The organism is Streptomyces sp. NPDC025618 (assembly GCF_055558795.1).
In genome coordinates this window covers 97798-107831 of record NZ_JBVHLW010000022.1, presented here as the reverse complement: position 1 = coordinate 107831, position 10034 = coordinate 97798, and the positions used below count along the sequence as shown (strand labels likewise).

The following is a 10034-nucleotide window of genomic DNA, read 5'->3' as shown; positions in this document are numbered from 1 at the left end:
CCACCTCTCGACTACCTTCCCCTCACCACCCCCCCCCCCCCCCCCCCCCCCACCCCCCCCCCCCCCCCCCCCCCCCCCCCCCCCCCCCCCCCCTGCCGCCCGTAGTACGTGTCCCACGCGGCGGTGTACCCCGAGTGGCCCGGATACGCGGGCTGGCCGCCGAGCTGGCCGAAATGACCCTGCCCGCCGTAGTGGCCGTGGGCCACGAGCTGGTGGCCGAACCCCGCGAACCGTAGTTCCTCCTCGCCCGTCCGGTCGAAGGGGAGCGCCCGGAACGAGCGGCGGTACTCGGCGTAGAGCGCGTCGTAGATCGGGGTCACCGAGGAGGTGTGGCTCTGCGGGGCGGCTTCGCGGGGTGGGCGCATGCCGGGGATGTGATGGGGGTACGGGATCCGGGGGGCAGGCTCGTATGAGTGCACATCCGAGCCAACGAGTCCGTGGCCCGGGGGATGCGGGCCGGGCCGGGAATGGCCCGTGACGGTGTGACGCATGGGCAGCGGGAGCACGGTGTGACTCATGTGCCCGCGAGTGGCATGGACGCGGCGACGAGCTGCCCGCGCGCGGCGGCGCGGTCCAGCGCGTCACGGAGCATGTCCTCACGCGGCTGCTGGCCGATCGTGCCGACGGGCGCCGCGAAGACCAGCACCTTCTTGGTCTTGTTGACCGCCGAGCGCCACTCCTGGGCGACCTCCATCGCCTGGTGCGCCTGCCACCACGCCGACGGGGTGCCGCCCCCGGTGCCCGGCTGGAGGATCGCGTGCAGGCGGCCGGCGGCCAGCAGCACCGACCAGCCCGGGGTGGGCGGCGGCACCTGGTCGATGGCGGCGACCGGGCTGAAGCCCTGCTCGATCAGGAGCGGCAGGAAGACGTCCACCGGGCCATTGGTGCCCGGCCGGGCGATGGGCGCCAGCGGCTCGACGACCAGCGCGGGGTGCAGGTCCCCGTCGACCAGGACCAGCCCGCTGGTCACCCCGAGCTCGGCCTGGACCGGCCCGTCGGTGCCGATGGGCACCGCGGGCGGCCCCACCGGGGCCTGCGCCGCGCCCCCCTCGCCGGTGATGGAACGGACGGCGCCCTGGAGCTGCTCCTCGGAGACCGGGACGACCTGGGAGGGGATGCAGGCGGCGTGCGCGAAGGCGAGCACGGCCGTCTCCTCGCCGACGAAGAGCACCGTGCTGGTGGGCTCCCGCTCGGTGTCGCCTGGGGTGCGGCAGGAGGTGCAGTCATAGCTGCCGGGGGCGTTGTCGCCGCCGAGCAGACGGTCGGCTTCCTCATCGCCGATCTCGGCGCGGACGTCGTCGCTGACGTCGAGCATGCGAGGCACGGGTGGCTCCTCGGACTGGGTGCGTGTGCGCCGGGCGGTTCCCGGCTCTGGGAAGACAACGGACGATCCGTGGCAGGGGTCACGCTCGGGGCCGGGGGCCTGGCGCGGACCGGCGAGAACGGCCGAAAGTTCCCGCCTCCGCTACCGATTCGCCATCGCTTGCGGAACGAGTTGGTGATCAGGGCCAACCCCGGAGCCTTCCCCGCGGTCTAATGTCTCGGTAGGCGGGCTGCACGGAATGTCCGCGGCGAAACGGCTGCATACGGGGACGAATGCACATCTCATTCCTGATTCACAACGCGTACGGCATCGGCGGCACGATCCGCACCACGTACAACCTCGCGGGCACGCTCGCCGAGCACCACGACGTGGAGATCGTCTCCGTCTTCCGCCACCGCGAGGAGCCCGTCTTCGCGCCGAGCCCCAAGGTGCGCCTGCGCCACCTGGTGGATCTCCGCAAGGGCACCCCGGGCTACGAGGGCGACGACCCGGAGTACGAGCGCCCCGCCACCGTCTTCCCCGCCACCGAGGGCCGCTACAAGCAGTACAGCGCGCTCACCGACCGGCGGATCGCCGAGCACCTGCGGAGCCTGGACTGCGATGTCGTGGTCGGCACCCGGCCGGGCCTCAACGTGCACATCGCCCAGCAGGCCCGGCACGGCGTCGCCCGCGTCGGCCAGGAGCACCTGACGCTCAGCACGCACTCCCCGCAGCTGAAGCTGACCCTGCGCACGCACTACCCCCGGCTCGACGCCGTCACCACCGTCACCGAGGCCGACGCCGCGACCTACCGCAAGCTGATGCGGCTGCCCGGAGTGCGGGTGGAGGCCGTCCCCAACAGCATTCCCGCCCCGGCCCTCGCCCCCGCCGACTCCACCGGCAAGTGGGTGATCGCCGCCGGCCGCCTCGCCCCCGCCAAGCGCTACGACCTGCTGATCCGTGCCTTCGAGAAGGTTGTCGCCGAGCGCCCCGACTGGCGGCTGCGGATCTACGGCGCGGGCGCGGAGCGGGCGAAGCTGCGCGCGCAGATCGACAAGCGCGGCCTCTACAACCACGTCTACCTCATGGGCCCCGCCACCCCCCTCGACGCCGAGTGGGTCAAGGGCTCCATCGGCGCCGTCACCTCCAGCCTGGAGTCCTTCGGCATGACCATCGTCGAGGCGATGCGCAGCGGCCTGCCCGTGGTCTCCACCGACTGCCCGCACGGCCCCGGCGAGATCATCGACAACGGTGTCGACGGACTGCTGGTGCCCACCGGCAAGGCCGACGCGATCGCCGGCGGCCTGCTGAAGCTGATCAACGACGACGACCTGCGGCGGCGCATGGGGCAGGCGGCCCTGGCGAGCTCCGCCCGCTTCGACCCGGCCGAGGTCGCCGGCCGCTACGAGGCGCTCTTCACCGACCTGGCCTCGCGCGGCGGCCTGCGCGGCTCGCTGCACCGCACCCGGGGAGCCCTGCTCAGCAGCGCGCTGCGAACCAAGGACAGGAGCCGCACCGCCCTGCGGAAGGGGCGGGCCGCATGACGCCTCCCACCGACCCCGCCGTGCCCCACCGGCACACCTCACCCGACGAACCCACCGGCCCGTCCGTCACCCCGCACGCGGCCAGCACACCCGAGGAGCCCACCATCGTGTCTGCCCCTCCCCAGCCCTTCGGCGTGGAGGATCCGAGCGCCGACTGCATCGCGGACTCCGCGGGCGGGCTCACCTTCGACCTCGACGCCCCCGGCCTCGCCGACACCCCGGGCGACTGGTCCGCGGCCCTGGTGCTGCGCCGCCGCGGCGGCGCCGAGGAGGCCGGCGAGCACGAGGAGATCAGGCTGCCGCTCGCGCCCGACGGCGACGGCCGGCTGCGCGCCGTCCTGCCCAGCACCGTCGCCCTCCCCGAGGGCCGCTGGGACGTCTACGCCGCCTGCGCCGACGCCGAGCCCAGACGCCTGGTGCCCGGCCTCGCCGACCTCCGCTCGCTGGTCGACCGCAGACCCGGCCCCAGCACCTCCCCGCTGGCGGTCCGCATCCCGTACACGACCAAGCACGGCAACCTCTCCCTGCGCAGCTGGCTGCGCGGGCCGCACGCCGAGGCCGGCGACCTCCTCCTGGACGCGACCGGCCTGACCCTGCACGGCCGCCTCTACCGGGCGGCGGACCCGGCCGCCTGGCTGGCCGGCGCCGTGCTCGAGGCCCGCCTGCGCCGGGACCCCGAGCGCGTCCGCACGGTCCCCGTCGCCCCGGCCAAGGAAGAGGGCGCCGACGACCAGGACTTCACCTGCACGCTCCCCTTCGCGGCCCTGGCCGAGGAGTGGCGGGGCGGGCTGGACGTCTGGGACCTCTGGGTGCGCGGCGCCGAGGGCGCGGAGACCGCCCGCGTCGCCCGGATCCTGGACGACGTCGCCGACAAGAAGCAGATCTTCGTCTACCCCGCGCAGACCGTCGACGCCTCTTACGCGCCCGCGCAAGCCGGCCCGTATTACACGGCCGACAACGACCTCGCGATCCGGGTCGACGAACGCCCGCCCACCGCGCGCTGATCCACCGGCCCGCGGTGCGGCGCGGCGTATGGTTCGGGGGCAGGAGGGCACTCGCATCCTTGGAGGTGCGAAAACCATGGTTCCTGTCCTGCTCGTCCTGCTGCTGGCCCTGCTGCTCTTCGGGATCGGCTTCGCCGTCAAGATTTTGTGGTGGATCGCGGTCGCGGTCCTGGTGATCTGGCTCCTCGGCTTCCTCTTCCGGTCCACGGGGGCCGGGGGTTCGAGGGGCCGCTGGTACCGGTGGTGAGCGATGCCCCGTGACGGCACGTGGGGGCACAGACGAACGCGGCCCGCGGCGGAGAACCGTAGCCTTCCTCCGCCGCGGGCCGGCGCCTGTTCAAGGCCGGGCCGCTCCGGGTGCCGTGACCGGCGGTTCCGCCTCCCGCACCGTGTCCGGGTGGTGCAGGTCGAAGGCCGGTGACTCCGAGCGGATCCTGGGCAGCGCCAGGAAGTTGTGCCGGGGCGGCGGACAGGAGGTCGCCCACTCCAGGGAACGCCCGTAGCCCCAGGGGTCGTCGACCTCGACCCGCTTGCCGTAGCGCGCGGTCTTCCAGATGTTGTAGAGGAACGGCAGCGTCGACAGGCCCAGCAGGAACGCCCCGATCGAGGACACCGTGTTGAGCGCGGTGAAGCCGTCGGCCGCCAGATAGTCCGCGTACCGCCGGGGCATGCCCGCCACCCCCAGCCAGTGCTGGACGAGGAAGGTGGTGTGGAAGCCCACGAACAGCGTCCAGAAGTGGAGCTTGCCCAGCCGGTCGTCGAGCATCTTTCCCGTGAGCTTGGGCCACCAGAAGTAGAAGCCCGCGAACATCGCGAAGACCACCGTCCCGAACACCACGTAGTGGAAGTGCGCCACCACGAAATAGGTGTCCGTGACGTGGAAGTCCAGCGGCGGTGACGCCAGGATCACGCCCGTGAGCCCGCCGAAGAGGAAGCTCACCAGGAAGCCGACCGCCCACAGCATCGGCGCCTCGAAGGACAGCGACCCCTGCCACATGGTGCCGATCCAGTTGAAGAACTTCACCCCGGTCGGCACCGCGATCAGGAAGGACATGAAGGAGAAGAAGGGCAGCAGCACCGCGCCGGTGGCGAACATGTGGTGCGCCCACACCACCACCGACAGCGCGGTGATCGCCATCGTGGCGCCCACCAGCATCGCGTAGCCGAAGACCGGCTTCCGGGAGAACACCGGGATGATCTCCGAGATGATGCCGAAGAACGGCAGCGCGATGATGTAGACCTCGGGATGGCCGAAGAACCAGAACAGGTGCTGCCACAGCAGCGCCCCGCCGTTCTGCGCCTCGAAGATCTGCGCCCCGAACCGCCGGTCCGCCTCCAGGCAGAGCAGCGCCGCCGCCAGCACGGGGAACGCCAGCAGCACCAGGATCGAGGTGAAGAGGACGTTCCAGGTGAAGACCGGCATCCGGAACATCGTCATCCCGGGCGCGCGCATCCCGATGATGGTGGTCAGGAAGTTCACCGCGCCCAGGATCGTGCCGAAGCCCGACAGCGCCAGACCCATGATCCACATGTCGGCACCGGTGCCCGGCGAACGGGCCGCGCTGCTCAGCGGCGCGTAGCCGGTCCAGCCGAAGGAGGCGCCGCCCTCGGGCATCAGCAGGCTGCTCACCACGATCAGCCCGCCGAAGAGATAGAGCCAGTACGCGAACATGTTCAGCCGGGGGAACGCCACGTCCGGCGAGCCGATCTGCAAGGGCATGATCGCGTTGGCGAAGCCCGCGAAGGCCGGCGTCGCGAAGAGCAGCAGCATGATGGTGCCGTGCGCGGTGAAGGTCTCGTTGAACTGCTCGTTCGACATGAACTGCAGCCCGGGGCGGGCCAGTTCGGCGCGCATCAGCATCGCCAGCAGCCCGGCGGCCAGGAAGAAGCAGAAGGATGTGATCAGATAGAGGTGGCCGATCTTCTTGTGGTCGGTGGTCGTCAGCCAGTCCACCAGGATCCGGCCGGGCTGCCGCTTTCGGACCGGACCGGCGGCCGCGTGCGCGGTGTCCGTCCCCATCTGCGCTCCCTCGATGTCATCGTCGACGGGCTTTCGGGCTCACGCCATGATGCTCGCCGCGCGCCCGTCGCGCGAGGGTGCGTCGGGTGCGCCCGGCGGTCAGTCCCGGGGCAGCAGCGGCCCGAGGGGGCCGAGGTCCAGATTGAGGTCGGAGGCGTCCAGCCCGTAGCGCGCCCGCAGTTCGGCCATCCGGTCGGCCAGCAGCATCAGCGTCAGCCCGATCCGCTCCTCCTGGTCCTCGGTCAGGTCGCCCTGGTCGACACGGCGCAGCGCCTGACGCTCCATCAGGCCGCGCACCAGCTCGACGAGCGTCAGTACCAGCCGCATCAGATCCCGCTCGACGGTGTCCTCGTCGAGCTCCAGCCGGCGCGTCACGGCGCCACCTCCTCGCGCGCCGGCTCCTTCGCCGACGGCCCCCACGGCGAGGGCAGCCGGTCGCCCACCGAGCCGATCACGGCGTGCAGGTCGATGCGGACGAGATCGACGTCGGCGATCTGCAGGGTGAGGTCCCCGGCCACCACGACGCCGCCCGCGAGCAGCCGGTCGAGGACGTCGAGCAGGGACAGCTCCTGCCGCGGCGCGAGCGGCGGCGGGCCGGTCACGACGTGCCCCGGGTGACGAAGGAGTACGGCGCCCACGGCCCCGAGAGCTCCACCCGCGGGCCGTCCGGGCGGTCCGCGAGCGTCCCGACCGCCGACCGGAACCGGTCGGAGCGCTCGCGGGGCACCAGATAGGCGGCGTTGAGGACGTTGTGGCCGGGACGGCCGGAGAGGCGGGTGTCCCGGGTGGGGTGCAGGCGTGCCTCCTCGGCGAGGGCGAGCAGCGTGGAGTGGACGCTGTCGGCCGTCTCCTCCGCGTGCCGCTGCGCCTCCTCGCGGGCCCGGGCCTCGGCACCGCGCCGGGCGAGGTAGGCCCGGCCGGAGCGGTCGCCGCCGGCGGCGGGTTCCGGCTCCGGCCCGGGCCGCGGCGGGACCCAGACCTTCACGGCCCACTCGTCCCGCCCGTCGAGCCGGCCGAGCGTCGTGGTGAGCTCCTCGTGCCCGGCCGTCAGCATCCGCCGTACGCCCGCCTCGTCGCGGTAGACGGTCGCCAGGCGCAGCGGCAGCACACAGGTCAGGGCCGTGGCCGCGTCGACCACCCGCTGGTGGCCGCGTGCCACGCGCTCCAGCCAGGCGAGATCCTCCAGGTGCTCCCGCAGGGGCGCCTCGTCGAACTCCGTCGCCGGGACCGGCTCCACCAGGGCCACCAGGCCCCGCTCCCGCACGGCGCGCACGGGCCGGCCCGTCACTCCTTCCACTTCCGCCACCGCGGTCAGCCCGGCCGCCGGCAGGTCGGCGTCCCGGGCCACGGCGTAGGAGTACAGCAGCATTCCGGTGGTCGTGTCCGTGTCGGTCCTCATGTCGTCTCCCGTGCCTCCAGTTCGGCGATACGGGCCTTCAGCCGCTCGTTCTCGGCGCCCAGGCCCCGGCGGTGGGAGCCGCCGGGGGAGAGGGCCGGGTCGTGCTCCCACCAGTCGATGCCCATCTCCTTCGCCTTGTCGACCGAGACCACGATCAACCGCAGCTTGATGGTGAGGAGTTCGATGTCGAGCAGGTTGACGCGGATGTCGCCCGCGATGACCACGCCCTTGTCGAGCACCCGCTCCAGGATGTCGGCGAGGTTGGCCGAGCCCGCGGGCGGCTGGGGCTCGGGCAGCCGGCTGGGGAAGGTCATCGGGCCGCCCCCCGCCGCTGCGCCTCCTCCAGCCGGTCGAGGAGCGCGTCCTCCCGCCGGTCGAACTCCGCCTCGTCGATCAGCCCGTTCGTCAGTCCCGCCTCCAGCTCCTTGAGCTCGGCCCGGATCGTGGCCGGGTCGTGGTGGATGCGCTCCGCCTCGGCCAGCACCTGGCGCAGCACCCAGCCGATGAACGTCATGACTCGACGAAGCTGTAGGGCGGCAGCGGCCCGTTCACCTTCAGGTCCAGCTGGGGGTGCGCCTGCGCCAGCCGGCCCACCGCGGCGAGCAGGTCCTCGGCGCCGCTCTTCGGCACGAGCAGGGAGAGGTTCACGAACCAGCCGGTGCTCTCCGGGCCCGGCCGGGAGTCCTCGGCCAGCGGCGTCAGCGTGTCCAGGACCAGTACCGCGTCGCGGTCCTCCCGCTCGCGCACGGCCTCGGCGACCAGCTCGCCGAAGCGCAGGCGCTGCTGGTAGGAACCGCCGCCGGTCGCCCGGTCGGCCTCCGCCAGGGCGCGCAGCTCGGTGTTCTCGGCGAGGACGAGGTGGATCACCGCGTCCTCGCGGTGCACGGCCTTGATGTTGTACTCCACGCGGTCGTCGAGCCGTCGCAACTGCGCGCGGTAGCGGTCGGCGTGCTCCGCGAGGACGGCGCGCACCTTCTCGTCGCTGTCGGAGACGCTGCCGAAGCGCAGGGGCAGCACCGCCGACCGCTTGCCCACCTCGGCCAGCACCTGCTGGTGGGCCAGCAGGTCGCGGCGCTTGGGCCGCAGCTGTTCGGGGCAGTCGCTGACGACGGCGCACAGTCCGTCCTCGCCGAGGACGCGCACGGGGCGCGGTGGGTCGCCGACGCCGGTGAGGCCGTCGGGGAGACCGGTCCGCTCGCCGCGTGCGATGCCGTAGACGTAGGTGGTCACTCGCTCTCCTCCTTGTCCTTGCGGGAGCCGGTGGCGCGGCGGACGCGGGCCTCGCCCTTGTCCTTGGCCTGGCCCAGGGCGTCGGTGACGGTCTGCGCGGCGCCGGAGAGCGCGCCCTTGGTCTTGCCGCGGGCGCCGCTCTCGGTCACCTCGCCGACGAGGTCGGGCAGACCGGCGCTCCGGTGCGGGCCGGCCTCCAGGTCGAGGCGGTTGCACGCCTCGGCGAACCGCAGGTAGGTGTCCACGCTGGCCACCACCACGCGTACGTCGATCTTCAGGATCTCGATGCCGACCAGGGAGACGCGGACGAACGCGTCGATCACCAGGCCGCGGTCGAGGACGAGTTCCAGTACGTCGTACAGGCCGCTGGTGCCGCCCGCACCCCCGGTCTGTTGTGCCGGGACAACGGTCATGCCGGACACTTCCTCTCGTGTGGCTCTCTTGTGCCTCTTCTTGTGCCTCTCTTGTGCTCTGGTGAGGGGGCCGCGTCAGCGGCGGTCGGCCCGCCCGCGTTCATAGCGGCGCAGGCGGCGGTAGCCGGTGAGGGTGCCGTCGGGGCCGAGGGTCACTTCGTAGAGGGCCACGATGCTCATGGTCTCGGGCACGCGGGTGATCTCCACGACTTCGGCTTCCAGGACCCAGCCGTCCTCCGCGCGTTCGAAGCGGGACACGCTCTCGGGCCGCATGCCGGTCAGTTCGGTGAGCTGATCGCGGGCCGCGCGCAGGAGTTCCAGGGGTGCCGGGTCCCGATCCCGCTGCGCTTTGTCTGTCTTGTCGGATTCATGGGGTGTTTCTGATGTGTCTGTCATGGGGGCCTCGGCGTGGCGGGTACCGCGGCGCCGCCGAGCCAAACCCCTTGGCGGCGCGGGAGTGTTCCCGGCCGGGAAAGGGCGGGGAACCTTGACGGAACAATGTATTCCGGATAGTCGGACGGAAGCCCGGATCGGCGGTACGGCCGATGGCCTGTAAATGCGCAGGAAGTATTTACGGGCGGCGGCGTGCGGGGGAATTCCCGGGGCGGTCCTGGCAGTTGTCGAGGACATTCCGGGAAGGCCGCGTGTATTTACCGGCGAAGCCTTGTGAAGGCGGGGCAGGAGGGGCGAGAAGGCTCGTACGGGTGATACCGGACCCGGTAAACCGGCGGGAGTTCTCTGTGACACAAGCGTGACCGGTGACGGACCCGGAGCGCATGGGGCCGTGCTCGGGGGCGTCGCTGTCGCGGCCCGGTCCCGGCGCCTACGGTGGCCTCATGGCACCTCTACCGAACGTCCCCGCCGACCCGCACGACGACCCCGACGCCTACGTCGGGCTGGAGGTCGCGCACGCCTCCGAGCGCGCCCGGGCGCGCGGCTGGGCGACCGTCCGCGCGCTGGCGCCCGGCACGATCGTCACCATGGAATACCAAGTGGGCAGGCTGAACTTCGAGGTCGCGGAAGGCTCCGTACGGCGCTGCTGGAAGGGCTGACCGGCGGCTGCCTGCCCGTGAACGCCACAGCGGCCCCGGAGCGTTCCGGGGCCGCTGTGCGGTGTGTAC

At 72.3% G+C, this 10034-nt stretch carries 14 protein-coding genes; 4 read left to right on the top strand and 10 right to left on the bottom strand.

Translation table 11 applies throughout. The features are described 5' to 3' along the window. Window positions 1–514: 514 nt before the first annotated feature. On the bottom strand, window positions 515–1324 hold the full coding sequence (locus ACZ4A5_RS19725) for a hypothetical protein (RefSeq protein WP_467585304.1): 810 nt from the start codon (window positions 1322–1324) through the stop codon (window positions 515–517). Between the two features lie 272 nt (window positions 1325–1596). Between ACZ4A5_RS19725 and ACZ4A5_RS19720 the strand changes: the two genes are divergently transcribed. From ACZ4A5_RS19720 to ACZ4A5_RS19710, 3 genes are all read left to right on the top strand, one after another. Further along, entirely contained in the window at window positions 1597–2847 is a 1251-nt protein-coding gene (locus tag ACZ4A5_RS19720) for a glycosyltransferase family 4 protein (protein WP_398872364.1), read from the top strand. Next, window positions 2844–3851, top strand: coding sequence for a hypothetical protein (locus tag ACZ4A5_RS19715; protein WP_467585300.1), 1008 nt, complete (start codon window positions 2844–2846; stop codon window positions 3849–3851). The genes ACZ4A5_RS19720 and ACZ4A5_RS19715 overlap by 4 nt, the downstream gene beginning before the upstream one ends. A gap of 76 nt (window positions 3852–3927) precedes the next feature. Next, window positions 3928–4098, top strand: a complete 171-nt coding sequence (locus ACZ4A5_RS19710; protein ID WP_467585297.1) for a hydrophobic protein — start codon at window positions 3928–3930, stop codon at window positions 4096–4098. A gap of 90 nt (window positions 4099–4188) precedes the next feature. Here the strand turns inward: ACZ4A5_RS19710 and ctaD are convergent, their stop codons facing one another. The 9 genes from ctaD to gvpO form a co-directional block, all read right to left on the bottom strand. Next, window positions 4189–5871 (bottom strand): aa3-type cytochrome oxidase subunit I, encoded by a 1683-nt coding sequence (gene ctaD / locus ACZ4A5_RS19705; protein ID WP_467585294.1) that lies wholly within the window; start codon window positions 5869–5871, stop codon window positions 4189–4191. A 99-nt stretch (window positions 5872–5970) separates the two neighbouring features. Beyond that, window positions 5971–6246 carry a gas vesicle protein K gene (locus ACZ4A5_RS19700; RefSeq protein ID WP_467585291.1) on the bottom strand — a complete coding sequence of 92 codons (276 nt, stop codon included), beginning with the start codon at window positions 6244–6246 and terminating at the stop codon, window positions 5971–5973. Continuing rightward, entirely contained in the window at window positions 6243–6473 is a 231-nt protein-coding gene (locus tag ACZ4A5_RS19695) for a gas vesicle protein (protein ID WP_467585288.1), read from the bottom strand. The genes ACZ4A5_RS19700 and ACZ4A5_RS19695 overlap by 4 nt, the downstream gene beginning before the upstream one ends. Continuing rightward, window positions 6470–7270: a GvpL/GvpF family gas vesicle protein gene (locus ACZ4A5_RS19690; RefSeq protein WP_467585285.1), complete on the bottom strand. Its 801-nt coding sequence runs from the start codon at window positions 7268–7270 to the stop codon at window positions 6470–6472. Before ACZ4A5_RS19690 ends, ACZ4A5_RS19695 begins: the two co-directional genes overlap by 4 nt. Beyond that, window positions 7267–7584 carry a gas vesicle protein gene (locus ACZ4A5_RS19685; RefSeq protein WP_467585282.1) on the bottom strand — a complete coding sequence of 106 codons (318 nt, stop codon included), beginning with the start codon at window positions 7582–7584 and terminating at the stop codon, window positions 7267–7269. Before ACZ4A5_RS19685 ends, ACZ4A5_RS19690 begins: the two co-directional genes overlap by 4 nt. After that, window positions 7581–7784 carry a gas vesicle protein GvpG gene (locus ACZ4A5_RS19680; protein WP_467585279.1) on the bottom strand — a complete coding sequence of 68 codons (204 nt, stop codon included), beginning with the start codon at window positions 7782–7784 and terminating at the stop codon, window positions 7581–7583. Before ACZ4A5_RS19680 ends, ACZ4A5_RS19685 begins: the two co-directional genes overlap by 4 nt. Continuing rightward, entirely contained in the window at window positions 7781–8500 is a 720-nt protein-coding gene (locus ACZ4A5_RS19675; RefSeq protein ID WP_467585276.1) for a GvpL/GvpF family gas vesicle protein, read from the bottom strand. Before ACZ4A5_RS19675 ends, ACZ4A5_RS19680 begins: the two co-directional genes overlap by 4 nt. Then, window positions 8497–8913 carry a gas vesicle structural protein GvpA gene (locus ACZ4A5_RS19670; protein WP_467585273.1) on the bottom strand — a complete coding sequence of 139 codons (417 nt, stop codon included), beginning with the start codon at window positions 8911–8913 and terminating at the stop codon, window positions 8497–8499. Before ACZ4A5_RS19670 ends, ACZ4A5_RS19675 begins: the two co-directional genes overlap by 4 nt. Window positions 8914–8988: 75 nt before the next feature. Beyond that, entirely contained in the window at window positions 8989–9309 is a 321-nt protein-coding gene (gene gvpO / locus ACZ4A5_RS19665; protein ID WP_467585270.1) for a gas vesicle protein GvpO, read from the bottom strand. A gap of 440 nt (window positions 9310–9749) precedes the next feature. Between gvpO and ACZ4A5_RS19660 the strand changes: the two genes are divergently transcribed. Beyond that, a complete protein-coding gene (locus ACZ4A5_RS19660) occupies window positions 9750–9965 on the top strand; it encodes an I78 family peptidase inhibitor (protein WP_467585266.1) in 216 nt (71 codons plus the stop codon). Window positions 9966–10034: the final 69 nt, after the last annotated feature.

Bases quoted from the DNA above. Each gene is read 5' to 3' on its own strand.
- ACZ4A5_RS19710 (WP_467585297.1), top strand. From the start codon at position 3,928: ATGGTTCCTGTCCTGCTCGTCCTGCTGCTGGCCCTGCTGCTCTTCGGG.
- ACZ4A5_RS19680 (WP_467585279.1), bottom strand. From the start codon at position 7,784: ATGACGTTCATCGGCTGGGTGCTGCGCCAGGTGCTGGCCGAGGCGGAG.
- ACZ4A5_RS19690 (WP_467585285.1), bottom strand. From the start codon at position 7,270: ATGAGGACCGACACGGACACGACCACCGGAATGCTGCTGTACTCCTAC.
- ctaD (WP_467585294.1), bottom strand. From the start codon at position 5,871: ATGGGGACGGACACCGCGCACGCGGCCGCCGGTCCGGTCCGAAAGCGG.
- gvpO (WP_467585270.1), bottom strand. From the start codon at position 9,309: ATGACAGACACATCAGAAACACCCCATGAATCCGACAAGACAGACAAA.
- ACZ4A5_RS19715 (WP_467585300.1), top strand. From the start codon at position 2,844: ATGACGCCTCCCACCGACCCCGCCGTGCCCCACCGGCACACCTCACCC.
- ACZ4A5_RS19685 (WP_467585282.1), bottom strand. From the start codon at position 7,584: ATGACCTTCCCCAGCCGGCTGCCCGAGCCCCAGCCGCCCGCGGGCTCG.
- ACZ4A5_RS19660 (WP_467585266.1), top strand. From the start codon at position 9,750: ATGGCACCTCTACCGAACGTCCCCGCCGACCCGCACGACGACCCCGAC.
- ACZ4A5_RS19670 (WP_467585273.1), bottom strand. From the start codon at position 8,913: ATGACCGTTGTCCCGGCACAACAGACCGGGGGTGCGGGCGGCACCAGC.
- ACZ4A5_RS19720 (WP_398872364.1), top strand. From the start codon at position 1,597: ATGCACATCTCATTCCTGATTCACAACGCGTACGGCATCGGCGGCACG.